Origin of the sequence: Brevibacterium litoralis (assembly GCF_040212315.1) — a bacterium.
Classification (GTDB): Bacteria; Actinomycetota; Actinomycetes; order Actinomycetales; family Brevibacteriaceae; genus Brevibacterium; species Brevibacterium litoralis.
The window spans coordinates 141342-167737 of sequence record NZ_JBDIUY010000022.1 but is presented as its reverse complement, the minus strand read 5'-3'; the positions used below and the strand labels follow the sequence as shown (position 1 = coordinate 167737).

The following is a 26396-nucleotide window of genomic DNA, read 5'->3' as shown; positions in this document are numbered from 1 at the left end:
CACCCGTAGCAACCGCACCCGGCAGGCCTTCCCCCACCGACTGCCGTCGTACGTCACCGATGGGAACCATGTCGTGAAAGCATCCAGCAGCACCCCGGACCCCGGCGCCACCGGGGACTCCGTCGTGGAGTCGCAGGCCCTGAGCGCGCAGCGCGAGACCGCACAGGCCACCGAGGACGGCGGGAAGTCCACCCGCCGGTCCCGTCGGCGACCCCTCATGCTGGCCGGACAGGCCGTCGTCATCTCCGCGCTCGTCGCGGGCACCGTCGGTTTCGTCGCCATGAACAAGCAGGTCACCGTGACCGTCGACGGGCAGTCGGAGACGGTCCGGACCTTCGGGGGAGAGGTCGAGGACGTCCTGGCCGCCCAGGACATCACCCTCGACGCACGCGACGCCGTGGCCCCGGGCCGCGACAGCACCGTCGAGCGCGACATGCAGATCGTCGTGAACACCGCGAAATCGATGGAGATGACCGTCGACGGCGTCACCACCGACGAGTGGACGACCGCTCAGACGGTCGGCGACGCACTGTCCGACCTCGGTGTCGACACCGAGGGGGCGGAGGTCTCCACGGATCTCGAGGCGCAGCTGGCCTCGGACACCGTCACAGATGGTGTCGAGAAGGTCGAGGTCGTGAGTCCCAAGTCCGTCTACGTGAACGTCGACGGCGAATCGACGCGGGTCAAGGACGTCGCCGTCTCCTCCGTGGAGGAGGTCCTGGCCGCGGCCGAGGTGCCCGTCGACACGGACGACGTCCTCAACGTCCCCCTGGCCTCCCCGGTGACCGCCGGCATGACCGTCGAGGTGACGACCGTCGAGGACTCCACCGTCACCGAGGAGGAGTCGATCGCCCACGACTCGACCGAGAAGGAGACCGACGACCTCTACGTCGGTGAGTCCGAGGTCGACACCGAGGGCGAGGACGGCACCAAGGAGATCACCTACGAGATCCGCACGGTGGGCGGTGAGGAGGTCTCCCGCGAGAAGGTCTCCGAACAGGTCGTCACCGAACCCGTCGACGAGGTGGTCCTCGTCGGCACCAAGGAACGCCCGGCCCCCGAACCGGAGCCGGTCGTCGAGGACTCGGGGTCCGACAGCGGGTCGACCGAGAGCACCGGTTCCTCGGACGAGGGTGATTCCGGCTCGTCCGGGACCTCGGACGGTGCCGACGAGCACGGCTACGACATGAACATGACCACCGAGGAGATCAAGGCCATGCTCGGCGGCCCGGGCTCCAAGTGGTACCAGATCGCCGAGTGCGAGTCGACGTTCAACCCGCGCGCGGTCAACCAGCAGAACTTCGCCCACTTCGGCCTGTTCCAGTTCAAGCTCGCGACCTGGCGCGGCGTGGGCGGCACCGGCAATCCGATCGACGCCTCGCCGCGCGAACAGTTCGAGCGGGCCAAGGAACTCCAGTCCCGCTACGGCTGGAGCCAGTGGGCCTGCGCCTGAGGCGCTCCGCACCCCGGGCCTCCCGGACCCCTGACAACATCCCGGACCTCCACCCCGGTCCGCCCGCGGCACACCCGTGCCCGCTCCCACATCGACGGAAGCAGCGAAACCACCCATGAAGATCCTCCGCAACCGCAAGGCCATGATCGCCTCCCAGGCGGTCGTCATCGGCACCCTCGTCGCCGGGACCGGCGTCTTCGTCACCCAGAACAAGTCCGTGACCGTGACCGTCGACGGCCAGTCCTCGCAGGTGCGTACCTTCGGTGACTCCGTCGAGGACGTGCTGGCCTCGCAGGACATCGGGCTGGAAGAGCGGGACGAAGTGCTCCCGGGCCGTGGTGCCGAGGTCGAGCGGGACATGGACATCGTCGTGAACACCGCCAAGTCGATCGACCTCACCGTCGACGGGATGACCACCGAGGAGTGGACGACCGCGCACACCGTCGGCCAGGCGCTCGAGGACCTGGGCGTCGACGCCGCGGCCGCGGAGATCTCCGAGGACGCCGACCAGGTGCTCGCCTCCCCGGCGACGGACACCGGGGTCGAGGCGATCGAGGTCGTCACGCCCAAGGCCGTGAACGTCAACGTCGGCGGTGACACCGTCAAGGTCCGCGACGAGGCCGTCTCCACCGTCGCCGAGGTGCTCGCCGCCGCGGGCATCGAACTGGGCGAGGGCGACACCGTCTCGATGCCGCTCGCCGGTCCAGTGACCGACGGCATGGCACTGAACGTGACGAACGTGCAGCACTCCACCGTCACGGAGGAGGAGACGATCGCGCACGAGACCCGTACCGAGGAGGACGACGACCTCTACGAGGACGAGTCGGAGGTCCGGACCGCGGGCGAGGACGGGACGAAGGAGGTCACCTACGACGTGACCACCGTCGACGGCGAGGAGGTCTCCAAGGAGAAGACCGGCGAGAAGACGGTCGCGGAACCCGTCACGGAGGTCGTGGCGAAGGGCACCAAGGAACGCCCCGCACCCGAGCCGGACACGAGCTCCTCCGACTCCTCCGACTCCTCCGACTCCTCCGACTCCTCCGACTCCTCCGGGTCGAACTCCGGTGACGAACCGGCCGTGAGCAACGGCAGCACGTGGGACGCCCTCGCGCAGTGCGAGTCCGGCGGGAACTGGTCGATCAACACCGGCAACGGCTACTACGGCGGTCTGCAGTTCAGCGCGCGGACCTGGACGGCCTTCGGTGGCGGGCAGTACGCCTCCTACGCCCACCAGGCCACCCGCGCCCAGCAGATCGCGATCGCCGAGAAGGTCCTCGCAGTGCAGGGTTGGGGTGCCTGGCCGTCCTGCTCCAGCCAGCTCGGCCTGCGCTGAGTCGGGGCGGGTGGACATGATCCTGGGGAAACGCGCGATCCAGATCGTCGGGCAGACGCTCGTCATCGGCGGCCTCGTCGCCGGCACCAGCGCCTTCGTGGCGCTCAACAAACCGGTGACGATGACCGTCGACGGACAGGCCCAGCAGGTGCGTACCTTCGGCAACGACGTGGCCGACGTGCTGGCCGCACAGGACTACGAGGTCACCCACCGCGACGACGTGCTGCCGGGTCGCGGCACCGCCGTCGACCGCGGCATGGACATCGTCGTGAACACGGCGAAGGACATCGAGCTCACCGTCGACGGCACGACGACCACCGAGACGACCACCGCCACGACCGTCGGTGAGGCGCTCGCGGACCTGGGCGTCGACACCGAGGGGGCGACCGTCTCCACGGACCTCGACTCCGCCGGTCTCGACTCCACCCTCGCCTCCCCGGCGCTCGACGTGGTGGCCGAGGGCGACGGGCCGACCGGTGTGTCGGCGATCGAGGTCGTCACGCACAAGACGCTCACGATCACCGCGGACGGGGAGTCCCACCGCGTCGAGGAACCCGTGGCCACCGTCGAGGACGCCCTGACGGCACTCGGCCTCTCCCTCGACGCCGACGACATCGTCTCCTCCCCGCTCACCACCCCGGTCGTCGACGGGCAGAACCTCACGGTCTCCCGGGTCTCCGTCGAGGAGAAGACCGTCGAGGAGACGATCGAGCGCCCCGTGAAGACCGAGGAGACCGACGACCTGGACATCGGCGAGTCCGAGGTGAAGGTCGAGGGCAAGGACGGCAAGCGCGAGGTCACCTACTCGATCACCACCGTCGACGGTGAGGAGGTCGAGAAGGAGGAACTCGACTCGACCGTCCTCGCCGAGGCCGAGGAGCAGGTGGTCCTCGAGGGGACCAACGACCCCATGGACATGACCACCGAGGAGATCAAGGCGATGCTCGGTGGGCCGGGCTCGAAGTGGTACCAGATCGCCCAGTGCGAATCGACCTTCAACCCGCGCGCGGTCAATCAACAGAACAACGCCCACTTCGGGCTGTTCCAGTTCAAGCTCGCGACCTGGCGGTCCGTCGGTGGCACCGGCAACCCGATCGACGCCTCCCCGCAGGAACAGTTCGACCGCGCCAAGACCCTCCAGGCACGTGCCGGCTGGTCCCAATGGGCCTGCGCCTGACAGCGGCCGGATACGGGCGCCCCGCCTGCGTTCTCGTCGCTCGAAGTACCAAACCCACGTACGTCGTCGCTCCTCCGCCTTGGCGGGACACCCGTCTCCGACCGCTGTCCACTGGCGTCAGCCGATGGAGCGTGAGGCGCCCTGCCAGTGGGGTGCGCGGAGCTTCTTCTTGTCGATCTTGCCGAAGGGGGTCTGCGGCAGGTCGCTCACGAAGGTGACGGTCTTGGGGCGCGCGTAGTTCGCGACCTTGCCGCGGGTGAATTCGCAGAGTTCCTGCTCGGCCAGGCTGCCGGCGGGATCCTCCGGGGTGCCGTCGCGGGTGACGACATAGGCGTGGACCGCCTCGCCCCAGTCCTCGTGCGGGATCCCGATGACGGCGGACTGTGAGACGTTCGGGTGCATGGCCACGGCGTCCTCGACCTCGCGGGAGTACACGTTGAAGCCGCCGGAGATGATCATGTCGTTGCGGCGGTCCTTGAGGTAGACGAACCCGTCGGCGTCCTTGACGCCCATGTCACCGGTGCGGACCCAGTCGCCGAAGAACTTCTCCGCGGTCGCCTCGGCGTTTCCCAGGTACTCCCGCAGTGCGAAGGGGGTGCGGGTGATGATCTCGCCCAACTCCCCGACGGCCAGGACGTTGCCCTCCTCGTCGGCGACCTCGACCTCGGTGAAGAGCGAGGCGTTGCCGCAGCTGGTGAGGAGCTCGGGGCGGGCCGGGTCGTGGTCGAGCTTGCCGAGCGAGGTGATGAACTGCGGCGCCTCGGTCTGCCCGTAGAGCTGGATGAAGACCTTGCCGAAGGTGTCGAGGCCCTGCTGGAGCCGGGCCGGGGACATGGGTGCGGCCCCGTAGACCATGGTGCGCAGGTCGAGGTCCGAGGTGCCCGCACCCTCGGCCCCTCTGCTCGCATTGCTGCTCGCCTCCAGGGTGTCGAGTACGCGGTAGATCATGGTCGGCACCATGAAGGTCCACGTGATGCCGTCGGTGCGGAGGAGCTCGACGGTGCGTTCGGCGTCGAACCCGTCGAGGATCCGCACGTTCGCGCCGCGACCCAGAGCCGCCGAGGTGAAGGCGCCGGCGGAGTGGGCGAGCGGGGACATGACGAGCATGCGTTCCCGGGTCGCGATCTCCGCCTCGATCATCTGGATGTACATCGCGGCGGCGGCCGAGGCACAGGTGTGGGCCACGGCCTTCGGCTTGCCGGTCGTGCCCCCGGTGAAGTTGATGGTCGACAGGGACTGCGGGTCGAGATCGACCGGTGCACGGTGCGGCGCGGTGCCGGCGGCCGGGCGAGCGGCGAGCGGAATCGACCCCGGCAGGGTCCGGCCGTCCGGGTCCTGGAGCTGGACGACCGTGACGTCCTGCGTCGCGGGGTCCGCGGCCAGGCGGGGGAGGAGCTCGGAGCCGAGGTCGTAGTCGGTGACGAGGACCTTCGTTCCGGCGTACCCGAGCTGGTAGGCGACGGTGTCGAGGGCGGACATGTAGTTGGCCGGTGACCGGGTGAGGCCCGCACGGGCGACGGCGGTCTCGACGACCGGCCACTCGACGCGGTTGAGCGCGAACATGGAGACGACGTCACCCGCACCGAGGCCCAGCTCGTCGAACTGGTCCATGACGGCGTCCGACCACACGTGGAGGTCTCGGTAGGTGTACTCGGCGACCTCGCCCGGGGCGACGGACGGGGCGGACTCGTCGCGAATCGCCGTGAGGGTGGGGTAGACGGCGAACGCGTGCTCGTAGATGCGTGCGGGTGTGTCGAACATCCGGGTGTACTCCTTCGTACGGGATGGGTGGGGGCGCGGGGATCGAACGCCTGTTCGGTGATTTTAGGTGGAGGTGACGACGAATTCATCCCGTGGTGAACTTTCGGTCGTGCGCTGGCACTCGAGTTGACCGAGTGCCAAAGGGTTTCTACGCTGGGATTTGCACTCTCACCCCGAGAGTGCCAGCAACCTTTCGAGGGATGCAGACACGAGTCGTTCGGCACCCGCGACGACGAACGACTCCCCGCATACCCGTCGACCGGCACCGTGGCCCACCGCCTCACCAGCGCGTGGGAGCCCCACGGGACCGCGAGAGGGTACGCGCATCCCCGGCATCCGGGTCGCCGACGGTGACCCGCCAGGTAGGAACTCATCTAGAAGGAGTGTGTCCGCATGTCGGTCTCCATCAAGCCGCTCGAGGATCGCATCGTCATCAAGCAGGTCGAGGCTGAGACGACCACCGCTTCCGGTCTGGTCATCCCCGACTCCGCCAAGGAGAAGCCACAGGAGGGTGAAGTCGTCGCCGTGGGCCCCGGCCGCGTCGCCGACAACGGCTCCCGCATCCCGCTCGACGTCCAGGAGGGTGACAAGGTCATCTACTCCAAGTACGGCGGCACCGAGGTCAAGTACGCCGGCGAGGAGTACCTGGTGCTCTCCGCCCGCGACGTGCTCGCGGTCATCGGCTGACCGTTCTTCCTGACCACCTGTACATCCCGTACACACCAGAACAGGAAGTGTGAACATGGCCAAGACTCTCTCGTTCGACGACGAGGCACGGAAGTCCCTGGAGCGCGGCGTCAACGTCCTCGCCGACACCGTCAAGGTGACGCTCGGCCCCAAGGGCCGCAACGTCGTTCTCGACAAGGCCTGGGGCGCCCCCACCATCACGAACGACGGTGTGACCATCGCCCGTGAGGTAGAACTGAACGATCCCTACGAGAACCTCGGCGCGCAGCTCGCCAAGGAGGTCGCCACCAAGACGAACGACGTGGCCGGTGACGGTACGACCACCGCGACCGTCCTCGCCCAGGCACTCGTCCACGAGGGTCTGCGCAACGTGGCCGCCGGTGCGGCCCCCGCGCAGCTCAAGGTGGGCATCGAGAAGGCCGTCGAGGCCGTCGAGGGCAAGCTCCTGGAGATCGCCCGCGACGTCGACGGTTCCGACGAGATCGCCAACGTCGCCGCGCTGTCCGCGCAGTCCCCGGAGATCGGCACGCTCATCGCCGAGGCCTTCGAGAAGGTCGGCAAGGACGGCGTCATCACGATCGACGAGTCCCAGGGCACCCAGGTCGAGCTCGAGTTCACCGAGGGCATGCAGTTCGACAAGGGCTACCTGTCGCAGTACTTCGTGACAGACGCCGACCGCCAGGAAGCCGTCCTGGAGGATCCCTACATCCTCATCAACCAGGGCAAGATCTCGAACGTCCAGGACCTGCTCCCGGTGCTCGAGAAGGTGCAGCAGGCCTCCAAGCCGCTGCTCATCGTGGCCGAGGACATCGAGGGTGAAGCACTGTCGACGCTCGTCGTCAACCGCATCCGCGGCATCCTCAACGTGGCCGCCGTCAAGGCCCCCGGCTTCGGTGACCGCCGCAAGGCCATCCTCGAGGACCTCGCCGTCCTCACCGGTGGCCAGGTCGTCACGCCCGACATGGGCATGAAGCTCGAGGCCGTCGGTCTGGAGGAGCTGGGCCAGGCCCGCACCGTCACGATCACCAAGGACACGACGACGGTCATCGATGGTGCCGGCACCGACGATGCCGTCGCCGGTCGGGTCGCGCAGATCCGTGCCGAGGTCGAGAACACCGATTCCGACTGGGACCGCGAGAAGCTGCAGGAGCGCCTGGCCAAGCTGGCCGGCGGTGTGGCCGTCATCAAGGTCGGCGCCGCTACCGAGCCGGAGCTCAAGGAGCGCAAGTACCGCGTCGAGGACGCCGTCGCCGCGACCCGTGCCGCCATCGAGGAGGGCATCGTCGCAGGTGGTGGCTCCGCACTCGTGCAGGCCGCCAAGGTCCTGGATGAGGTCGACCTGGGTCTGTCCGGCGATGCCGCCACCGGTGCGTCCATCGTCCGCAAGTCCGTGGTCGAGCCGCTGCGCTGGATCGCCGAGAACGCCGGCCAGGACGGTTACGTCGTGGCCTCGAAGGTCTCCGAGCTCGCTGCCGGTGAGGGCTTCAACGCTGCCACCGGCGAGTACGGTGACCTCATCGGAAAGGGCATCATCGACCCGGTCAAGGTGACCCGTTCGGCCCTGCGCAACGCCGCGTCCATCGCCGCCCTGGTCCTCACGACCGAGGCCCTCGTGGTGGACAAGAAGGACGAGGACGACGACGACAAGTGAGTCGTCGGGACCGTCCTGCATCTTTCGGTGAGGTCCGGTCCGCTCCCCGTACCGACGCCGAGGCGCCGTGCACTTCTCGTGGAGAGGTGCACGGCGCCTCGGCGTCGTTCCGGTGCTGGAGTGTCGGAGGTCGGCGCGAGGTCCGCGCCGACCCCGGAATGGGACCCTAAAGGTATGCGAAGTAGACTTTTGGGCATGTCTACTTTCGTCGCCCACCGGGACGCCGCCGTGCGCGCGCTCGTCGCGGACGGTCTCATCGGTACCGAGCAGCCGGTCGTCGGCCTCATCGACACCGCCGCCGTCAAGGCCCAGGTCGAGGCCCTGCAGAACGCCTTCGACGCCATCCCCCACACCAACCACGCGGTGGCCGCCAAGGCCGTCACCGTCGTGCCGCTGCTGCGGTACCTGGCCGACCTGGGCATGGGCTGCGAGGTCGCCAGCCCCGGCGAGTTCGCGATGGCCGAGGCCGCCGGATTCGACCCGGCCACGATCGTCGTCGACTCCCCGGCCAAGACCCTCCCGGAGATCGAGCACGCCCTCGAGGTGGGGGCCGCGATGAACATCGACAACTACCAGGAGATGGACCGTCTCGACGAGCTCGTGTCCGCCCGTGAGGCCGCCGGGAACCCGACGGACTCCGCCATCGGTGTGCGCGTCAACCCGGTCGTCGGTACCGGCTCGATCGCCGCGATGTCGACGGCCACGACGACCACGAAGTTCGGGATCGCGATCATCGACGACGCCACCCGACAGGAACTCGTCGACGCGATCGCCGCCCGCCCGTGGATCACCCAGTTGCACGTCCACTCCGGCTCGCAGGGCGTCCCGCTGGAGCTCGCCGCCGAGGGCATCCGCCGCATCCTCGCACTGGCCGAGGACGTCGAGCAGGCCGTGGGCCGGCAGCAGATCACCCGGGTCGACATCGGCGGTGGCCTCACCGTCAACTTCGACTCCGACGACGTGACCCCGAGCTACCACGACTACGCCTCGCTGCTGAAGATCGAGGTCCCGGACCTGTTCAGCGGCAAGTACACCGTCATCACGGAGTTCGGCCGGTCGCTGCTGGCCAAGGCCGGGTCGATCGCCACGAAGATCGAGTACACGAAGGACGTGGGGGAGCGGCGCTTCGCCATCGGCCACGCCGGTGCCCAGGTCGCCACCCGTACCGTCTTCATGCCCGACCACTGGCCGCTGCGGGTGTCGGCCTACACCCCGGAGGGCACCCCCTCGGACGCGCCCGTGACGACGCAGGACCTCGCCGGTCCCTGCTGCTTCACCGGCGACATGATCGGCCGCGACTACGAACTGCCCGAGTTCGAGAAGGACGGCATCGCCGTCATCCACGACACCGGCGCGTACTACTGGTCGACGCCCTTCTCCTACAACGCGTTGCCCCGCACCGCCGTCTACGCCTACACGGTCGACGAGGCCGGCGCCGTGCACTGGACGCGGATCCGCAAGCAGCAGATCCTCGAGGAGCTCGTCGCCGAAGCAGGCGAGGACGTCCGTCTCTGAACCGGTGGGTCGAACCGGTGAGTCACCCCTACCGACGCCGGTCGCGGAGTCCGCTTCCCCCGCGGGAGGGGATCTCCGCGGCCAAGCTGCGCGCCCCGGGCGGTAACGAGACCCACACGGGCGCGCACCTGCCGGTGCCGGCGAGTGTCCGCGATTGGCTCACCGACACCGTCCTCCCACAGGTCCTCCACCGCGAGACGACGATGGTGACCGCACTCGCCGAGACCGAGGCGGCCCTGCACTACTTCGTCACCGACGGGGAACTCACCGCCGCCGACGGGCACCGCGTGTCCCTCGACGAACCGGTCGAACCGGGCGGGTTCTACTGGTTCCACAAGCCGATCCCGTACGAGGACCGGATCCCCGCCGAGGTCACGGTCGTCCACGAGGACGCCGACCTCCTCGTCGTCGACAAACCCCACTTCCTCGCGAGTACGCCTAACGGCGTCTTCGTCCGCGAGTGCGTCGTCACCCGCCTGCGGGTGGCCCGCGGGGAGGACGACCTCGTCGCGATCCACCGCCTCGACCGCGTGACCGGTGGCCTCCTCGTCCTGTCCCGGAACCCGGACACGCGCGGCAAGTATCAGGTCCTGTTCCAGCAGAAGCGGATCCGCAAGTCCTACCGCGCACTCGCCTGGCTGCCCGTCGGCTGGGTCCCGGGTGACCCGCTCCCGCTCGGCCTGGAGTCCGGCCGGTCGGCCGAGGTCCGTACCCGCATCCGCAAGATCGACGGGCAGCGCACCGTGATCGAGGAGCCGGGGGAGCCCAACTCCCACACGACCGTCCGTCTGGACCGTGTCCTCCCCGCCGCCGAGGTGCCCGCCGACCTGACACATCCCGGTACCCCGGGCGCCGCCGACCACCCCACCCGGCACGTCGGCGAGTTCGTCCTCACACCCCACACCGGCAAGACCCACCAGTTGCGGGTACACATGAACGGCCTCGGCATGCCGCTGCTCGGGGACCCGGTGTACCCGGTCGACCTCGGGCCGGACCCCTACGACATGTCCCACGTGCTCCAGCTCGTGGCCGAACGTCTCGAGTTCACCGACCCGCTCACCGGCGCGGAGCGGGTGTTCACGAGCCGGATGCGCCCGGACGTCACCCGGGCCTGAGGTGGCCTCCTCAACGGGTGCGACGTGACAGGACCCACAGTTCACGTGCCGGATCTCACGCCTGCCGCTTCAGGCCTCGGGGCTACCATTGATCCAACAGTTTTCGCCGGTCCGGCGCGTCCCTCGTCGAGGTGTCGTGGTACCCGGACCGAGGACCGAAGGGGAGCGGACCACATGGCAGGGGAACCGGAGAACATGCCGACGAACATGGTGACGGAGGATCCTTTCGCGCTCACCGGACTCACGTACGACGACGTCCTGCTCCTGCCCGGGGACACCGACGTGATCCCCTCGGAGGCCTCGACGACCACCCGCCTCACCCGTGAGATCGACATCAAGATGCCGCTCGTGTCCGCCGCGATGGACACCGTGACGGAGTCGCGCATGGCCGTCGCGATGGCGCGCCTGGGCGGTATCGGCATCATCCACCGCAACCTGTCCGCCGAGGACCAGGCCGAGCAGGTGGACTACGTGAAGCGCTCCGAGTCCGGCATGATCCAGGATCCGCTCACCATCCGTCCCGAGGCCACCCTCGAGGAACTCGACACGATCTGCGGCCAGTACCGGATCTCCGGCCTGCCGGTCGTCGACGCGAACGACGTGCTCGTGGGCATCGTCACCAACCGCGACCTGCGGTTCGTCAAGCACTCGGACTTCGCGACGACCACCGTCGCCGAGGCCATGACGAAGATGCCGCTCGTCACCGCCCCGGAGGGTGTGGCCCCCGAGGACGCACTCGCGCTGCTCGCCGAGCACAAGATCGAGAAGCTGCCGATCGTCGACGCCGAGAACCACATCAAGGGACTCATCACCGTCAAGGACTTCGTGAAGTCGGAGGAGTACCCGGACGCGACGAAGGACGAGGAGGGTCGCCTGCGCGTCGGTGCCGCCGTCGGCTTCTACGGTGACGCCTACGACCGCGCCGGGCTCCTCGCCGAGGCCGGTGTCGACGTCCTCGTCGTCGACACCGCCAACGGCCACGCCCGCGGTGTCACGGAGATGATCTCCAAGCTCAAGAACGACCCGGCCTTCGCCCACGTGCAGATCATCGGCGGCAACGTCGCGACCACCGCGGGTGCCCAGGCCCTCATCGACGCCGGCGCGGACGCCATCAAGGTCGGCGTCGGCCCGGGCTCCATCTGCACCACCCGGATCGTCGCCGGTGTCGGCGTGCCCCAGGTGACGGCCATCCACATGGCCGCCCAGGCCGCCCGCAGGGCCGGCGTCCCGGTCATCGGAGACGGTGGCCTGCAGTACTCCGGTGACATCGGCAAGGCACTCGTCGCCGGTGCCGACTCCGTGATGCTCGGTTCGCTGTTCGCCGGCACCTCCGAGGCGCCCGGTGACCTCGTCCTCGTCAACGGCAAGCAGTACAAGGCCTACCGCGGCATGGGCTCGCTGGGCGCCATGGCCCCGCGCAAGGGCAAGAGCTACTCGAAGGACCGCTATTTCCAGGCCGACGTCGCCACCGACACCGAGCTCATCCCCGAGGGCATCGAGGGTCGCGTCGCCTACCGCGGCCGTCTCAAGAACGTCGCGCACCAGCTCACCGGGGGCCTGCGCCAGACGATGTTCTACGTCGGAGCCCGCACGATCCCCGAGCTCAAGGAGAAGGGCCAGTTCGTGCGCCTCACGACGGCCGGCCTCATGGAGAGCCACCCGCACGACATCCAGATGACGGTCGAGGCACCGAACTACCACTCCAAGTGACGCACACCGTCTGAGGCCGCTCCCGAGGCGCCCTGGCCCGAACCCCGACGCAGTCGGATCGTTCCGGCCCGGCCCTCGCTCCCGAGGCGCCCTGCACTTCCGATGGGAAGTGCAGGGTGCCTCGTCGTCGGTGGGGGTGACCCCGGGCCGTGCCCGGGTCCGGACCGGCACTTTTCCGGGCACAGACAGCCGGAAGTTCTGAACGGTAGAAAAACGGCGAATCTTCACCTCGTTTCGAGGGGGTTTCGGGGGTTGCGAGCGGTGAAGATGGACTCAGTCAACGAAGCACGGGGACGGAAACGGGATCCACAGCCGAAGGATCGGTTCGATGTCCCAATCCGGACCGTGCAACCGCCACCACGCAAAGGAAGCATCATGACTGCGTTCCAGAACGACATCGAGGCAGTGCAGGCCCTCAAGGATCAGAACGGTTCCTCCTGGGATGCGATCAACCCCGAGTACGTCGCCCGGATGCGGGCGCAGAACCGGTTCAAGACCGGTCTCGAGATCGCGCAGTACACCGCGGACATCATGCGCCGCGACATGGAGGAGTACGACCAGGACACCTCCGTGTACACGCAGTCCCTGGGCGTCTGGCACGGCTTCGTCGGTCAGCAGAAGATGATCTCCATCAAGAAGCACCTCAAGGAGACGAAGAAGCGCTACCTCTACCTCTCCGGGTGGATGGTTGCGGCACTCCGCTCCGAGTTCGGTCCGCTGCCCGACCAGTCGATGCACGAGAAGACCGCCGTGCCGGCCCTCGTCGAGGAGCTCTACACCTTCCTCCGTCAGGCCGACATCCGTGAGCTCGACATCCTCTTCACCAAGCTCGACGAGGCCCGCGAGGCCGGCGACGACACCGCCGTGGAGTTCCTTCAGAACGAGATCGACAACCACGAGACCCACGTCGTGCCGATCATCGCCGACATCGACGCCGGCTTCGGCAACCCGGAGGCCACCTACCTCCTGGCCAAGAAGATGATCGAAGCGGGCGCCTGCGCCATCCAGATCGAGAACCAGGTCTCCGACGAGAAGCAGTGCGGCCACCAGGACGGCAAGGTGACCGTCCCGCACGAGGACTTCATCGCGAAGATCAACGCGGTCCGCTACGCCTTCCTCGAGCTCGGCATCGACAACGGCATCATCGTCGCCCGTACCGACTCGCTGGGCGCCGGCCTCACGCAGAAGCTCGCCGTCTCGCAGGAGCCGGGTGACCTGGGCGACCAGTACAACTCCTTCCTCGACGTCGAGGAGATCTCCGAGGCGGAGCTGGGCGACGGTGACGTCGTCATCCGCCGCGAGGGCAAGCTCCTGCGTCCCAAGCGACTGGCCAGCAACCTGTACCAGTTCCGCAAGGACACCGGCGTGGACCGCGTGGTCCTCGACTGCATCACGTCGCTGCGCAACGGTGCGGACCTGCTGTGGATCGAGACCGAGAAGCCGCACGTCGAGCAGATCGGCAGCATGGTCGACAAGATCCGCGAGCAGGAGCCGAAGGCGAAGCTGGTCTACAACAACAGCCCGTCGTTCAACTGGACGCTCAACTTCCGCCAGCAGGCCTACGACCGCATGGTCGAGGAGGGCAAGGACGTCTCGGCCTACGACCGCGACAACCTCATGAGCGTCGACTACGACGACACCGAGCTCGCGCAGCTGGCCGATGCGAAGATCCAGTCCTTCCAGAAGGACGGCGCCGCCCGTGCGGGTATCTTCCACCACCTCATCACCCTGCCGACCTACCACACGGCCGCCCTGTCCACGGACAACCTGGCCAAGGGGTACTTCGCCGAGGAGGGCATGCTCGCCTACGTCCGCGACGTGCAGCGCCGTGAGATCCGCGAGGGCATCGCCACGGTCAAGCACCAGAACATGGCCGGCTCCGACATCGGTGACAACCACAAGGAGTACTTCGCCGGTGACGCCGCCCTCAAGGCCGGTGGCAAGGACAACACGATGAACCAGTTCAACTGATCGGTTCCGCCTGATCAGCACCGGAGGCGGACTGGTCCTCCGCTCCCGGGTTCCTTCCGCGAACACCCCGGCCCCTTCCGAGAAATCGGGAGGGGCCGGGGTGTTCCGCGTGGGGGTGATGAGCGCCACGGCGCGGGGGAGTGGGTGCGGGGTACGGTGTGCGGTGATGAATACGGACGTGTCCCGATGAGCGTGGTGTCCGGGCCCTCGACGGTTCCCGGCAGCTCTGCGTTTCCTGCAATCGCGTCGGCCTCGATTCCGGCGCCGACGCTCGGGGTGCTCGGGCTCGGGCGTGTGGGTGGTGCGGTGCTCCGGACCGCTCTGCGAGCGGGATACGCCGTCAACGTCGCTGCCCGGTCCCACCCCGTCGAGATCGAGGCGCGCCTCGACGCCATGTTCGGGGCCTCGACCTCGGAGCGTGCGCGCGTGCGTGCGGTCGCCACCGATGATCTGGCGGAGGCCGGCCTCGTCGTCCTCGCACTCCCGCTCGACGCCGCGTGGTCGGTCGACCCCGTGCCTTTCACCGGCCGGACCCTCGTCGACGTGATGAATCACTGGGCGCCACCGTCCCAGGACGTCGAGCGCGGGGTGACGACCCCGCGGAGGACCGGGACGAGTGAGGACGTGCAGCGTCATTTCGCGGGTGCTCGCGTCGTCAAGACGCTCAACCACATCGCCGGGGCGCACATCGAACGTGATTCCCGGCCGGTGTCCAGCTCCCTGGTCGTCGGGTCGGAGTCGGCCGGGATGGAGCCTGCTCGGACGGGGCCGACCGGGCGGGTGTTCGCGGAACGTCGCGCGCAGGCCGTCGCCGGTGATGACCCGCGTGCACGCGATGTCGTGGCGGCGCTTCTCGACCGTCTCGGATTCGACGCCGTCGATGCCGGACCCCTGGCCGCCGGGCGCGTGTTCGAACCGGGCACCCCCGTCTTCGACGGTGTCCACGACCGCGACACCCTGGCCGCGCTCGTGGCCCGGGAGCTCGCGGCACACCCGTCACTCCGGGACATCCGCGGCCGGACCCACCACGGGTTCCACTCCGCGGGTGCGCTCCACGCCGTCGGCGCCTGATCCCGCAGACGGTCGGACGGCGAGGGTCGTGCCGAGGCATGCTGACCGACCGGCGGCCGAACCCGGACCCCGAAGTGAGATGCAGGACTTCTTGTGAGATGACGTGTTCGAGCACGTCATCTCACAAGAAGTCCTGCATCTCAGTTCAGGCGGGGTGCGGTGAGAGTGCGGCGCCACATCGGGGCACCGTCAGTCCGGCGTGGAGCTGTCCCACGGATTCACTGTGGCGACTCCTGTGGGGCCGAAGTCGGCGACGTTCCGTGTAGCGACGGTGAGTCCGTGTGCAAGTGCGGTCGCGGCTATGAAGGCGTCGCGTTCCGGGCGCGGGTCCGGTACGTGCAATCGTGATGCCGTTCGCGCCACCGTCAGGTCCACGGGAAGGATTCGGCCGGCGAAGGCATCGAGAACAGCGCTGTCGAACCAGCGCCACAGAACCGCGGCTTGGCGTTCGTCGCGACGTTCGATCCGCCGGATGCCCAGTTCGAGCTCGAAGACGGTGACCGCACTGAGGAACTGGAGCTCCACGTCGAGGGTGGAAGCCCAGGACGCCACTGCGGGATCGATCCGAGTCGTGTTCTTGCGAAGCTCGCTGATGACGTTCGTGTCGAGCAAATGGTTCACAAGTCGGCTGCCTCGGGCAAGTCGCGTGAGACCACAGGGGTGAAATCGATGTCGTCGTCCGTCTGCAGCGTCTCGAGCAGGCTCCGCGCAGGTCGCAAGGCACGGTATTCGGCGATGGAGAGCAGGACGTACGCGGGTTCGCCACGGTCGGTGATCACCACGGGTCCGGAGTCCGCTGCGCGTTTGGCCGCGCTGACGTCCTGGTTGAACTCGCGTGCGCTGATTGCCGTCATGTCGCCACCTCCGCCATTGTAGGTATGTTCCTACATGGTACTCGTGTGCAGCTGCGGGGCAAGGCTGAAGCGGGAACGTCCGGTCCTTACACGGAGCACAGAGTTGAGAAGCAGGATTCGCCTTCAGATGCAGCCTGCGCGGCTCACATCTCGAGGCGGAACCTGCATCTCACTTTCGCGGGCGGTGCCGGGACCCGGCTGGGTGGTGCCGGGGCGCCGGTGTTCCGGGCTCAGCGGTTGATCGCGCCGTTCGAGAAGTCCGGCCACCAGTGCATCTCGTTGTGGTGGAGGTACTGGAGCTCGGGGTCGATCTCCAGGGTGACGTCGACCGGGGTGCCGTCGGTCGTCTCTCCGGTGAGGGCGATCCGGTCGGGCCCGTCGGCGGTCCAGTCGAGGTCGAAGGCGTCCTCGCGCTGTTCCAGGGTGCCGAAATCGCCCGCGCGGGGACGCTTGAGTTCCACGTGGAGCACGTCGCCGTCGATCGTCGCGATGCCACTGCGGTAGTCGCCGTTGGCCAGTCGCAGCTCCATCCCGACGGTTCGTGCGTCCTCACCGTAGGCGTCGACATCCGGGGTGCCGCCGTCCGCGGTCGCCGCCGCCGTGGCACCCGGGGCCCGGACGAGTTCCCCGAAGGAGACCATCTGCCAGCGCGTGTCCTCGGCCAGTTGTGCCGCGGGTTCGCGGGAGTCCGCGACGACGCGGTAGACACCCGGGAGCTCGGAATCGACCGGTGTCGGTCGTGCTCCGTAGAAGGCGCCGGAGACGAAGGGCAGGGCGGACCCGACGATCATGAGCACCGCGAGTGCGCCACCGACCCAGCGGGTCACACGTCGGACCTTCGGCCAGGGGATCGGGCGGGGTGTCGGGAGGGGCGGGGCGCCTCGGCCGCGGAGCATACGCAGGAGGACGGGCACGTAGGGCAGGACGATGAGGAGGCCCATGACCGTGTAGGCGAGCGAGTTCTGCTTGACGGGGATGTCGTAGGCCATGTTGAAAGCGAAGACCGCACCACACGCGGCGGTCATGAGTAGTCCGCCCAACCATGCTGTGCCGTGGAAGAGGAGGAGGGCGGCGGCGAGCACCTCGACGAGGCCGGAGGTGATCTGCACGAACTCGGAGTACCCGAAGAACCGCCAGAACAGGCCCATCGGGCTCATCTCGCCGTACTGGGTGAGCGCGTTCGAGTAGTCGAGGGTGCCGAACTGCCCGAGCACGACCTTCGACCAGCCGTAGACGAGCATGACGCCGGCGAGCAGGTAGCGGAGTGCCCAGTGGCCCATCCAGAGGAGGGTCTTCCAGATCGGCTGCGGGGTGGTCGTGTGCGTGTCCATGCCGTCACTGTAAAGCGCACTTGACACCCGTGGAGGTGGGGAAATCCCGATATCGGTATCGGGGCATCATCCGTTCCCGAGTCCTCGCTGAGTCGGACAGGGTGGCGCCCGATGTGCCACGCGCCGCCGGCATCGTTCCGCCGGGGCCTACGAGGAAGAGTCCAGTGTGCGCTCGCCGAATCGGTTGATGATCCTCGTGCCGTCGCGCGCGGGCATCGACGGGAACGCGAAGAGATCGAGGTCGTTGCCGGTCATCGTCCGGAGGTTCAGCGCCCATGGGTCGAACCGGCCGTGACCACCGACTCCGATGCTGTAGCGGTCCAGGCGAACTTCTCCTCCGAATGCCTCGTCCGTGAACCACATGTGGCCGGCGGTCGATATTCCGTCGATGTGGAACATGACGTCGTGTCGGAGGTCGGGGTCTGCCGGCTCAGCTCGAATGAGGCTGTGGATCCACTGCTTGATCGAGTCGGACGCGCCAGAATAAAGGCTCAGGATCGTCGAACGGGCAGCCTCGCCCGGCTCGCCGCGCGAAGACGTGAACGCATCGTTCGGCTCGGTGAGAGTCGTCACCATGGATTCGACCCGGGCGGTCGGGCCCCGGTAGAGCAATTCGTCGAAGTCGGTGCCGTCCATGCCGTCCTGAACCGCGTGGTGTCGGATGTGATCGCCCGGGGGGTGCCGGGGTTCGGAGAACCCGAAAACGCAGAATTTCTCAAGTGTCATGAAATATCTTCATAAAGAGACTCAATGCAAATCACTCTTCCTCCCACATTATCTCGAATGGTAACCTCGACAAAGATGCTATCTTTGTCGCTCTGATCGAGGATTCCGGAGTCGAATCGGTCGGTATTGGGTCCAATGTGGAGGGTCTTGGAGTTGTTGAGTTGTTCTCCCAAGCCATCTCGACGACTTCATAGGTTGTGAGCCACCGACTTGCGTCGACACCGACTATGGAGAACATTGCTGTGGTCAGAGTGTTTCCCTTGTATTGCAGGAAGAAGGCATTGCAGTCTGGCGGCGCCATCTTTTGGATTGTGCTGGAGTGTGCTGCAGAGGCCGCGGACGTTGAGATGAGGATCGAGACTGCAAGTATGGAGATTGTGCGCTTGATTGACTGAATCATGAGGCTTCTTCGGGAGTGATGGTGTGGTGCCTGGCTTCCACAGTGGTGTCGATTAGATCAGAATTCAATACAATTGGGTATTGTTCTTTTGTTGGAATCATGATAATCGATAAAATCGCAAGTTGTTGGATGCTGTGGTTTACTGTGTCTTCCGATCGGACTGGAAAGTTGTTGGTACTTGATCATCATTCGTTCCCGAGTCCTCGCTGGCAGGTGGGCCGAGGTGCGCTCGCTAGGCTTTCGGGCATGACCGGACCCGACACCCCCGATCGCCCCACGCCCGCCGACGACCATCCCGGCTGTGGCGCACTCCCTGGCACCGACGGGACGGCCGCGCGGTCGGCCGATCCCGCGACCGTCCCGATGGACCCGGCCCCGAGAGTCCGGCGGCGCCCGGTCCCCGAGATCGTCGCGAACACCCTGCGCGGCGGACTGATCGGCATGGTCGAGGCGATGCCCGGCGTGAGCGGTGGGACCGTCGCGCTCGTCGTCATGATCTACGAGCGGCTCATCGCCTCGGCGACGAACGCGATCGCGGGCGTGTGGGAGCTCGTCTCCGGCCTGTGGCGCGGACCTGCCGTCCGCAGTTCCGGATTGGGCCGTCTGGCGACCGTCGAATGGCTGCTCCTCGGGCCGCTCGCCGTCGGCATGGTGCTCGGCCTGCTCACGATGTCGCGATTCATGGAGTTCCTGCTCCACGAACATCCGGTGTACATGCGTGCGGCCTTCTTCGGGATGGTCGCGGTCTCGCTGCTCGTGCCCATCCGTCTGGCGGGTCGGTTCCGTCCGCGGGACTGGGTCTCCTTCGTCGTCGTCGCGCTCGTCGCCGCGGTGGCCGTCTCCCTGCCGCCGCAGAACATCGCCGTGAACCCCGTGACGATCCTCCTGTGCGCGGCCGTCGCGGTGTGTGCGCTCGCCCTCCCGGGTCTCTCCGGCTCCTTCATCCTGCTGTCGCTGGGCATCTACGCCCCGACCATCGAGGCGGTCAACGACCGCGACCTCGGCTACCTCGGCCTGTTCTTCCTGGGTGCCGCGACCGGAGGCGTCCTCATCGTCCTCGGCCTCCGGAAGCTGCTGGCCACCCGCCATCACGTGACGATGGTCGTCATCACCGGTCTCATGGCCGGCGGTCTGCGCGCACTCTGGCCCTGGCAGGACGAGAACCGTGACTTCGTCACGATCCCCGCCGCCGAGGTGCTCCCCGTCCTCGGCCTCGTCCTCGCCGGTGGCCTGCTCGTCGGCATCGGCGTGTGGCTGGAGCGCCGTTTCGCGAAGGACCCGCAGACGGACACTGGGCGCCGGGTGTGAGTCCCTCCTGGGGCCTTCCGAATTGATGGCCTCGAATACCGGGAGACCCGGCGGCAGGAACAGCGTGCCGCTCTCGACGACATCATGGGAGATTACGGTCCGGAGGACGACAAGGAGCAGGTACTTGCCGAGCTTCGAGAGATCCGAAAACTCGTGGCCGCGGAGCGACGTGCGCATGCGGCCAATTGATCGAGTGCACTCATGTCCACCGCAGTTCTCGACACGAATGTGTTGTGGCCCGCGATTCAACGCGACTTCCTGCTCTCCTTCGCGTTCGAGGGTGCCGTCGAACCTTGCTGAATACCCGGTGACCCGGTTCCGAGCGAGGGCGGGGACGTTCGGAGCGTTTCTCCAGGTGGGACCGGTGCGACACGGTATCGAGTGCGGATCAGGTCCGGGAGGCCAGGGCGACCGCGGCCGTGAGGATCGCCGCCATGACGATCGCCATCGTCGACCAGCCGCCCAACAGCGTGGCGAGGAAGGGTCCGGCGACCGGGGCGAGTGCCGCGCCGATGGTGAGCGGCACCGTGAACCGGCCGTTGATCGCCCCGAAGTTCCGGGTGCCCCAACGATCGGCCACCGCGGTCGCCTTCACGAGAGTGTCGCACCCGCGGGCCGCACCCGCTCCGATCGCCGAGGCGACGAGCAGCCAGGTGGGCCCTGGCAGGAGCGCGAGCAACCAGAGGAAGACCGCACCGAACGCGTAGACGGTCATCGCCCGCCAGGCCGGACGTCCGGGGACCGACAGGAACGGATAGGCCAGACGCCCGAGCACCTGGCCCGCCCCGACGAGTCCGAGCACCGTCGCCGCGAGCGTGTAGTCGACCCCACGCCCGGTGAGAAGGGGGATGAGGTTGATCGTCACGGTGTAGAGCGCGAATCCGCCCAGCAGCGCGACCGCCTGGAGCAGGACGAAGCGCGGATCCCGGACGACCGCGCGGATCTCGGCCTTCGTGCGGGCCTTCTCGGAGAGTCCCTCGGACTCCGGCGCCGCGTCGGAGTCCGGCACCTCGCCGGCGGTTTCCGCCCCGATATCGTCCGCGGCCCCCGATATGTCACGACATTCCGAGGGCCGTGAAGGATTTCGGGGCGGTCGGGACCCCGCACCGGCCGCGGTCCCCGCGCCGGGTGCAGACTCCGCGCCGACATCCGTCCACCGGGCGCCCAGGAACCACCAGTGCAGGGGCCCGGAGAGCACGACGAGCAGGCCGGCGAGCACCGCGAAGGCCGCCTGCCACCCGAGACCCTCGACGAGGAAGGCCGTGATCGGCGAGAACACGGTCGAGGCGAAGGCCCCGAACAGGGTGAGGAGCGTGAGCGGCCGGACCCGCTGCGCCCCGTACCAGCGGGTGATCACCGCGATCGCCGGCGGGTAGAGGGTGGCCGTCTGGGCCGCACCGACGATCAACCATGCGAGCGCGAAGACCACGTAGTGCGGCGACCAGGCGACGAGCAACAGCGCCGCGGCCCCGACCCCGACACCCCCGGTCATGATCCCGCGCGGCCCGCTCACGTCGAGCCACCGCCCGACCGGGATCCCGAGGAAGGCCGAGAGCACGAGCCCCGCGGAGAACGCCCCGGTGATGGCCGTCTGCGACCACCCGGTGTCCGCGGCGATCGGCACGACGGCCGTCGGGAGCCCGTAGAAGAGGATGCCCCAGTTGACGGTCACCGCCACACACAGGGCGACGAGCCCACCCCGGGGCCGGTCGGCGTGACGCGTGCCGACCGCGGACGAACTCACTTCGGCAGCGTCTTCACGTGCTTGCGGTACAGCGTCTCCTGCGCGACGGAGGCGACGAGCGCACCCCGCTCGTCCGTGATGTCCCCGGTGTACAGGCCACGACCCCGGGCGACGGACCGGGGGAAGAAGTCGACGAGGTTCCACGCGTTCATGTCGACCGGCCGGTGGAACCACATCGAGTGGTCGAGGCTCGACCCGCTCTTCCACTCCTCGGTGTTGAAGGCGCCGACCCCGCTGGAGATGTCGGACATGTACGTGAGCGCCACGGCGTGCAGCAACTGGTCGTCGCCGAGGTCCGCGGTGCACGTGCCCCAGAACCGGACGGGGTAGTCCTCGACGTCGTAGTCCTGGTCCGTCGTCCGCCCGATGAAGTCGAACATGCGCGGCAACTTGGACTCCGAGCCCATCCGCACCGGCCCGCGCGAGGCCGCCGTCGACTCCTGCAGGTCGGGGGAGTCGGTGCCCTCCGTGAAGGAGGTCGACATGTTGAAGATGACCTTGCCGTTCTGCAGCGCGACGACGCGGCGGGCCGAGTAGGACCGGCCGTCACGGTCCCGGTGGACCTGGAAGATCGTCGGCTCCGAGGCGTTGCCCGGGCGCAGGAAGTAGCCGTGCAGCGAGTGCGGCAGGCGGGCGGGCTCCTCGACGGTGCGGGCCGCCGCCAGCAGGGCCTGGGCCGCGACCTGGCCGCCGTAGAGCGCCCAGGGTTCCTCGAAGACGTAGTTGGCCCGGAAGATGTTGGGGTCGATCGTCTCCAGGTCCATGAGGTCGAGGAACGACCCCTCGAGGTCGTTGTGACCGAACAACACGTCGTCGTCCCGCGGTTCGACGGGATGGACGTGGCCGGTGAGGTCGTCGGGCGTCGTGCTCATGCCCGCGATCCTACCGAGGTCCCGGGCACCCGGCGCGATCGGGGTCACAATCAGGGCCCCGCCTCGTCCGTGCCCGCACCCGCCGGACCCACGCGGACACCGCGCGCGAGGTGCCCTGTCCGGGGCGCCTCGCGCGCGGTGGCCGACGTGCCCCGGGCCACGTCCCGGTGTACGGTGGCGGGCAGTGACACGGGGTGCCGGCACGGAGGCCGGCTGAGAACACACCCGTCGAACCTGATCCGGTTAACACCAGCGAAGGGATGGTCATGGAGAACACTGACCCCTCATTCATGCTCACCACCGCGGCCTGCGCCGTGGCCGAGCACACGCCTCTCGTCCAGTGCATCACGAACACGGTGGTCCAGCAGTTCACGGCGAACGCGCTGCTCGCGGCCGGTGCCAGCCCCGCGATGCTCGACCACGAGGCGGACGCCGGTCAGTTCGCCGGCATCGCGAACGGTCTGCTCGTGAACTTCGGGACGGCGACCAGCCACCAGTTCCTCGGCGCGGAGGCCGCCGTCGAGGTCGCGAACCACATCGGCACCCCCTGGGTCCTCGACCCCGTGAGCGTCGGCGCGATCGACTACCGCACCTCCCGCATCCGCGCGATGGCCACCCGCCGTCCGACCGCGGTGCGCGGCAACGCCTCGGAGGTCGCGGCGCTCGCCGGGATGGGCCTGGGTGGTCGCGGCGTCGACTCGACCGATTCCGTCGAGGCCGTCCTGCCCGCCGCACTCTCGCTGGCCGACCGGACCGGTGGGGTCGTCGGCGTCTCCGGTGAGGTCGACGCGATCGTGCGCATCGATTCCGACGGGACCGGAGTCGCCGCGACCGGTGCCGCCGCGACCGGACAGGTGGCCCGCGTGCACGGCGGCAGCGAACTCATGCCGCTGGTCATCGGCACCGGCTGCTCGCTCGGGGCGACCGTCGCCGCCTACCTGGGTGCCGCGAAGGCCTCCGACGAACTGGGGGAGGCCGGCACCCTCGACGCGGACGCCGCCTTCTGGGCCACCGTCGCCGCCCACGCGCATTTCGCCGCCGCGGGTGCCCGCGCCGCCGGGTTCGCCCAGGCGCCCGGCAGCTACGCCACCGCCTTCCTCGACGCGCTGTACACCGTCTCCGCGGAGGACATCGGCGCCGTCCGGGTCGACCTCGAGACCGCCGAGGTGCCCGTCACGGCTCCGGCCGACGAAGCGGAGGGGATCCGCGCGTGAGTGGGGCGAGTGCGGAGCGCCTCGGCGGCGTTGACCCGACCCTCTACATCGTCACGGACACGGCCCAGTGCGCGGGTGCGGGACGCAGCGTGGCCGCGACCGTCGCCGAGGCGGTCGCGGGCGGTGCCCACGTCGTGCAGGTGCGTGACAAGGACGTGTCCGACGCCGACTTCCGGGCGCTCGCCGACGAGGTGCTCGCGGCCGTGGCCCGCACCCGAGCGGTGCACGGGATCGACCGGGAGGTGCCGGTGTTCCTCAACGACCGGGTGGCCGTCGCGCGGGATCTCCTCGACGCGGGTGAGCGCGTGCACGTGCACGTGGGGCAGTCGGACATGGACCCCGCCGAGGTGCGCCGACTGCTCGGCGACGAGCCGCTCATCGGGCTCTCGGCGGCGACCCCGGAGGAGTTCGCCGCCGGACGGGCGACCGGGGCCGTCGACATGTTCGGGATCGGGCCGGTCTACGACACGACGACGAAGGCGGATGCGCCGTCCGGACTCGGTCCGGTGCGACTGGCGGAACTCGCGGGTGTGGCCGGGCTGCCGAGCGTGGGCATCGGCGGGATCGATGCGGCGCGTGCCGCGGAACTCGGGACGGCCGGGCTCGCCGCGCGGGGCGTCGTGGGCATCTGCGTGGTCTCCGCGATCTGCACCGCCGACGACCCCCGGGCCGCAGCCTCCGCGATCCGCGCGGCGTACCTGGGAGGTGCGCGGTGACGGGTGGTGTACGGCCGGACGACAGCGGCCTGCGGCCGCCGATCGCGCTGTCGATCGCCGGGACCGACCCCTCGGGCGGGGCGGGGATCCATGCGGACCTCAAGACCTTCACTGCCCGGGGCGTCTACGGCACGACCGTCATCACGGCGCTCGTCGCGCAGAACACACACGGCGTGCAGCGGGTGTACGGGATCGACGAGGACTTCGTCACCGACCAGGTGGCGAGCGTGGCCGACGACCTGCCCGTCGACGCGACGAAGACGGGGATGCTCGGCACTCGCTCCCTCGTCGAACTCGTGTGCCGCACCGTCGACGAACGGGACCTCGGACGCCTGGTCGTCGACCCCGTCATGGTGTCGACCTCCGGCCACCGGCTGCTCGACGCGGACGCCGTCCAGGCGGTCCGGACCGAACTCGTGCCCCGCGCGGACCTCGTGACACCCAACCTGCCGGAGGCGGCCCTGCTGCTCGGTGACGACGTGGCCGTCGCGACCGACCTGGAGAGCATGCGGGCGCAGGCCCACGAACTCCTCGCCCGAGGCGCCCGCGCGGTCCTCCTCAAGGGTGGCCACCTGGAGACCGGTCGGATGGTCGACCTGTTCGTGGCGAGGGCCGGGGACGACACCCTGGTGCGGGAGTACCCGCAGGAGCGGATCGACACCCGGAACACGCACGGCACCGGGTGCACGCTGAGTGCCGCGATCACGGCGGAACTCGCGAAGGGTGCGGACCTGGAGGCGGCGGTCGTCGCGGGGAGGGAGTACCTGACGCGGGCGCTCGCCTCGGCGGCGGACTGGCGGATCTCCCGGCATCCGGAGGGCGCGAACGGACCGGTCGACCACCTCGTCGACCTGGTGGGGACGGAAGCGGAAGCGAACGGAGGAACACGATGACCACGGATTTTTCGGCAGGGCCGTATTCGGCGCGGGTGTGGGAACGGGTGGCCGAGGAGGTCGCCCGGATCGAGCAGCTGCCCTACCTGCAGGAACTCCTCGACGGGACGCTGGAACCGGAACCCTTCGTCAACTACCTCGTGCAGGACGAGTTCTACCTCGACGCCTATGCGCGGGCCATGAGCCTGCTCGCGGCCCGGGCCGGTGACCAGGACCAGACGCGGTTCTGGGCGCAGGCCGCCGGCGAGGCGATCACCGTCGAACAGCAGATGCACCAGGACCTCCTGGCCGAGGACCGGTTCGTCGGGCTCGTGGAGAGGTTCGCGGGGCGCCCGGACGAGGGTGTGCCCGGGACGGGTGCGCCGGATCCGGTCACGCACGCCTCGCCGACGGCGCTCGGGTACGCGTCCTTCCTCGTCGCGACGGCGGCGACGGAGCCCTATCCCGTGGGTGTGGCCGCGGTGCTGCCCTGCTTCTGGGTGTACGCCCACGTGGGGAAGGTGCTCGTGGCGCGGGCGGAGGAAGCGCACGCGTCCGGGACGCGGATGTCGCTCGATACCCACCCCTACGGCACGTGGATCCGGACCTACGACTCCCCGGAGTTCGACGCCTCGGTCGTCCAGGCGGTCGGCGTGTACGAGAAGCTCGCGGCCGAGGCGGGCGAAGGCCCCGCCGGTGACGCCCTGCGCGAGCGGATGGAGCGTGCCTTCGTCCGCGCGACGGTGTTCGAACGCCACTTCTGGGACACCGCCCACCACCTCCAGAACTGGGACTGAGCGCGGTTCTCGGCCCGGGCCTCGTGGGTTCGGCCGTCTACGCTGCAACCTCGATGTCGATTACCGTGCCGATGCCCGGTGGTCCGCCGTGATTGCCGGGCATCGGTGCGGCAATCGA

Annotated in this window: 23 protein-coding genes and 1 riboswitch; of the genes, 15 read left to right on the top strand and 8 right to left on the bottom strand. The window is 68.6% G+C overall.

The annotated features are described in order from the left end of the window. The first annotated feature begins 73 nt into the window (after positions 1 to 73). The 3 genes from AAD496_RS08345 (at position 74) to AAD496_RS08335 (ending at position 3963) form a co-directional block, all read left to right on the top strand. The gene (locus AAD496_RS08345; protein WP_349828198.1) at positions 74 to 1453 is read left to right on the top strand and encodes a G5 domain-containing protein; all 1380 of its coding nucleotides are present in this window, start codon (positions 74 to 76) and stop codon (positions 1451 to 1453) included. Positions 1454 to 1568: 115 nt separating this feature from the next. Then, positions 1569 to 2786 carry a resuscitation-promoting factor gene (locus AAD496_RS08340; protein ID WP_349828197.1) on the top strand — a complete coding sequence of 406 codons (1218 nt, stop codon included), beginning with the start codon at positions 1569 to 1571 and terminating at the stop codon, positions 2784 to 2786. 16 nt (positions 2787 to 2802) lie between these two features. Beyond that, positions 2803 to 3963: a resuscitation-promoting factor gene (locus AAD496_RS08335; protein WP_349828196.1), complete on the top strand. Its 1161-nt coding sequence runs from the start codon at positions 2803 to 2805 to the stop codon at positions 3961 to 3963. Between the two features lie 117 nt (positions 3964 to 4080). Here the strand turns inward: AAD496_RS08335 and AAD496_RS08330 are convergent, their stop codons facing one another. Beyond that, on the bottom strand, positions 4081 to 5724 hold the full coding sequence (locus tag AAD496_RS08330; RefSeq protein ID WP_349828195.1) for an AMP-binding protein: 1644 nt from the start codon (positions 5722 to 5724) through the stop codon (positions 4081 to 4083). 393 nt (positions 5725 to 6117) lie between these two features. Between AAD496_RS08330 and groES the strand changes: the two genes are divergently transcribed. The 7 genes from groES (at position 6118) to AAD496_RS08295 (ending at position 15444) form a co-directional block, all read left to right on the top strand. Beyond that, positions 6118 to 6411 carry a co-chaperone GroES gene (gene groES, locus AAD496_RS08325; protein WP_349828194.1) on the top strand — a complete coding sequence of 98 codons (294 nt, stop codon included), beginning with the start codon at positions 6118 to 6120 and terminating at the stop codon, positions 6409 to 6411. 55 nt (positions 6412 to 6466) lie between these two features. Beyond that, a complete protein-coding gene (groL, locus tag AAD496_RS08320; protein ID WP_349828193.1) occupies positions 6467 to 8062 on the top strand; it encodes a chaperonin GroEL in 1596 nt (531 codons plus the stop codon). Between the two features lie 195 nt (positions 8063 to 8257). Next, entirely contained in the window at positions 8258 to 9577 is a 1320-nt protein-coding gene (locus AAD496_RS08315) for a type III PLP-dependent enzyme domain-containing protein (RefSeq protein ID WP_349828192.1), read from the top strand. Positions 9578 to 9594: 17 nt separating this feature from the next. Further along, complete coding sequence (locus AAD496_RS08310) at positions 9595 to 10692, top strand: pseudouridine synthase (protein WP_349828191.1); 1098 nt, start codon at positions 9595 to 9597, stop codon at positions 10690 to 10692. A 174-nt stretch (positions 10693 to 10866) separates the two neighbouring features. Further along, the gene (guaB, locus tag AAD496_RS08305) at positions 10867 to 12402 is read left to right on the top strand and encodes an IMP dehydrogenase (RefSeq protein WP_349828190.1); all 1536 of its coding nucleotides are present in this window, start codon (positions 10867 to 10869) and stop codon (positions 12400 to 12402) included. 375 nt (positions 12403 to 12777) lie between these two features. Beyond that, on the top strand, positions 12778 to 14373 hold the full coding sequence (locus tag AAD496_RS08300; RefSeq protein ID WP_349828189.1) for an isocitrate lyase: 1596 nt from the start codon (positions 12778 to 12780) through the stop codon (positions 14371 to 14373). Between the two features lie 186 nt (positions 14374 to 14559). Continuing rightward, a complete protein-coding gene (locus AAD496_RS08295) occupies positions 14560 to 15444 on the top strand; it encodes an NADPH-dependent F420 reductase (RefSeq protein WP_349828188.1) in 885 nt (294 codons plus the stop codon). Positions 15445 to 15633: 189 nt separating this feature from the next. Here the strand turns inward: AAD496_RS08295 and AAD496_RS08290 are convergent, their stop codons facing one another. From AAD496_RS08290 to AAD496_RS08270, 5 genes are all read right to left on the bottom strand, one after another. Then, positions 15634 to 16065, bottom strand: coding sequence for a type II toxin-antitoxin system VapC family toxin (locus AAD496_RS08290; RefSeq protein ID WP_349828187.1), 432 nt, complete (start codon positions 16063 to 16065; stop codon positions 15634 to 15636). After that, positions 16062 to 16298, bottom strand: coding sequence for a type II toxin-antitoxin system Phd/YefM family antitoxin (locus AAD496_RS08285; protein ID WP_349828186.1), 237 nt, complete (start codon positions 16296 to 16298; stop codon positions 16062 to 16064). The genes AAD496_RS08290 and AAD496_RS08285 overlap by 4 nt, the downstream gene beginning before the upstream one ends. Positions 16299 to 16528: 230 nt before the next feature. Further along, positions 16529 to 17629 (bottom strand): hypothetical protein, encoded by a 1101-nt coding sequence (locus AAD496_RS08280; protein WP_349828185.1) that lies wholly within the window; start codon positions 17627 to 17629, stop codon positions 16529 to 16531. Positions 17630 to 17776: 147 nt separating this feature from the next. Further along, positions 17777 to 18265 carry a hypothetical protein gene (locus AAD496_RS08275; RefSeq protein WP_349828184.1) on the bottom strand — a complete coding sequence of 163 codons (489 nt, stop codon included), beginning with the start codon at positions 18263 to 18265 and terminating at the stop codon, positions 17777 to 17779. Between the two features lie 121 nt (positions 18266 to 18386). Next, positions 18387 to 18755 carry a hypothetical protein gene (locus AAD496_RS08270; RefSeq protein WP_349828183.1) on the bottom strand — a complete coding sequence of 123 codons (369 nt, stop codon included), beginning with the start codon at positions 18753 to 18755 and terminating at the stop codon, positions 18387 to 18389. 246 nt (positions 18756 to 19001) lie between these two features. Here AAD496_RS08270 and AAD496_RS08265 point away from each other — a divergent pair, with 246 nt between their 5' ends. Further along, positions 19002 to 20063 carry a DUF368 domain-containing protein gene (locus AAD496_RS08265; protein WP_349828182.1) on the top strand — a complete coding sequence of 354 codons (1062 nt, stop codon included), beginning with the start codon at positions 19002 to 19004 and terminating at the stop codon, positions 20061 to 20063. A gap of 388 nt (positions 20064 to 20451) precedes the next feature. Here the strand turns inward: AAD496_RS08265 and AAD496_RS08260 are convergent, their stop codons facing one another. Together AAD496_RS08260 and AAD496_RS08255 are read right to left on the bottom strand one after the other, a co-directional pair. Next, positions 20452 to 21807, bottom strand: a complete 1356-nt coding sequence (locus AAD496_RS08260; protein ID WP_349828181.1) for an MFS transporter — start codon at positions 21805 to 21807, stop codon at positions 20452 to 20454. Beyond that, complete coding sequence (locus AAD496_RS08255) at positions 21804 to 22679, bottom strand: acyl-CoA thioesterase (RefSeq protein WP_349828180.1); 876 nt, start codon at positions 22677 to 22679, stop codon at positions 21804 to 21806. Before AAD496_RS08255 ends, AAD496_RS08260 begins: the two co-directional genes overlap by 4 nt. Positions 22680 to 22859: 180 nt before the next feature. Next, positions 22860 to 22958: riboswitch (TPP riboswitch) on the top strand. Here AAD496_RS08255 and thiM point away from each other — a divergent pair. From thiM to AAD496_RS08235, 4 genes are all read left to right on the top strand, one after another. Then, positions 22946 to 23893: a hydroxyethylthiazole kinase gene (gene thiM, locus AAD496_RS08250; protein ID WP_349828179.1), complete on the top strand. Its 948-nt coding sequence runs from the start codon at positions 22946 to 22948 to the stop codon at positions 23891 to 23893. Its footprint overlaps the riboswitch before it by 13 nt. Further along, positions 23890 to 24609 (top strand): thiamine phosphate synthase, encoded by a 720-nt coding sequence (locus AAD496_RS08245; protein WP_349828178.1) that lies wholly within the window; start codon positions 23890 to 23892, stop codon positions 24607 to 24609. Before thiM ends, AAD496_RS08245 begins: the two co-directional genes overlap by 4 nt. Further along, entirely contained in the window at positions 24606 to 25502 is an 897-nt protein-coding gene (gene thiD, locus AAD496_RS08240; protein ID WP_349828177.1) for a bifunctional hydroxymethylpyrimidine kinase/phosphomethylpyrimidine kinase, read from the top strand. The genes AAD496_RS08245 and thiD overlap by 4 nt, the downstream gene beginning before the upstream one ends. Then, on the top strand, positions 25499 to 26278 hold the full coding sequence (locus AAD496_RS08235) for a TenA family protein (RefSeq protein ID WP_349828176.1): 780 nt from the start codon (positions 25499 to 25501) through the stop codon (positions 26276 to 26278). Before thiD ends, AAD496_RS08235 begins: the two co-directional genes overlap by 4 nt. Positions 26279 to 26396 lie beyond the last annotated feature (118 nt).

Excerpts from the sequence above, each read along its gene's own strand:
- AAD496_RS08340 (WP_349828197.1), top strand. The coding sequence starts at position 1,569 with ATGAAGATCCTCCGCAACCGCAAGGCCATGATCGCCTCCCAGGCGGTC.
- AAD496_RS08335 (WP_349828196.1), top strand. The coding sequence starts at position 2,803 with ATGATCCTGGGGAAACGCGCGATCCAGATCGTCGGGCAGACGCTCGTC.
- AAD496_RS08330 (WP_349828195.1), bottom strand. The coding sequence starts at position 5,724 with ATGTTCGACACACCCGCACGCATCTACGAGCACGCGTTCGCCGTCTAC.
- groES (WP_349828194.1), top strand. The coding sequence starts at position 6,118 with ATGTCGGTCTCCATCAAGCCGCTCGAGGATCGCATCGTCATCAAGCAG.
- groL (WP_349828193.1), top strand. The coding sequence starts at position 6,467 with ATGGCCAAGACTCTCTCGTTCGACGACGAGGCACGGAAGTCCCTGGAG.
- AAD496_RS08315 (WP_349828192.1), top strand. The coding sequence starts at position 8,258 with ATGTCTACTTTCGTCGCCCACCGGGACGCCGCCGTGCGCGCGCTCGTC.
- guaB (WP_349828190.1), top strand. The coding sequence starts at position 10,867 with ATGGCAGGGGAACCGGAGAACATGCCGACGAACATGGTGACGGAGGAT.
- AAD496_RS08300 (WP_349828189.1), top strand. The coding sequence starts at position 12,778 with ATGACTGCGTTCCAGAACGACATCGAGGCAGTGCAGGCCCTCAAGGAT.
- AAD496_RS08295 (WP_349828188.1), top strand. The coding sequence starts at position 14,560 with ATGAGCGTGGTGTCCGGGCCCTCGACGGTTCCCGGCAGCTCTGCGTTT.
- AAD496_RS08285 (WP_349828186.1), bottom strand. The coding sequence starts at position 16,298 with ATGACGGCAATCAGCGCACGCGAGTTCAACCAGGACGTCAGCGCGGCC.
- AAD496_RS08280 (WP_349828185.1), bottom strand. The coding sequence starts at position 17,629 with ATGGACACGCACACGACCACCCCGCAGCCGATCTGGAAGACCCTCCTC.
- AAD496_RS08275 (WP_349828184.1), bottom strand. The coding sequence starts at position 18,265 with ATGGACGGCACCGACTTCGACGAATTGCTCTACCGGGGCCCGACCGCC.
- AAD496_RS08270 (WP_349828183.1), bottom strand. The coding sequence starts at position 18,755 with ATGATTCAGTCAATCAAGCGCACAATCTCCATACTTGCAGTCTCGATC.
- AAD496_RS08265 (WP_349828182.1), top strand. The coding sequence starts at position 19,002 with ATGACCGGACCCGACACCCCCGATCGCCCCACGCCCGCCGACGACCAT.
- AAD496_RS08255 (WP_349828180.1), bottom strand. The coding sequence starts at position 22,679 with ATGAGCACGACGCCCGACGACCTCACCGGCCACGTCCATCCCGTCGAA.
- thiM (WP_349828179.1), top strand. The coding sequence starts at position 22,946 with ATGGAGAACACTGACCCCTCATTCATGCTCACCACCGCGGCCTGCGCC.
- AAD496_RS08235 (WP_349828176.1), top strand. The coding sequence starts at position 25,499 with ATGACCACGGATTTTTCGGCAGGGCCGTATTCGGCGCGGGTGTGGGAA.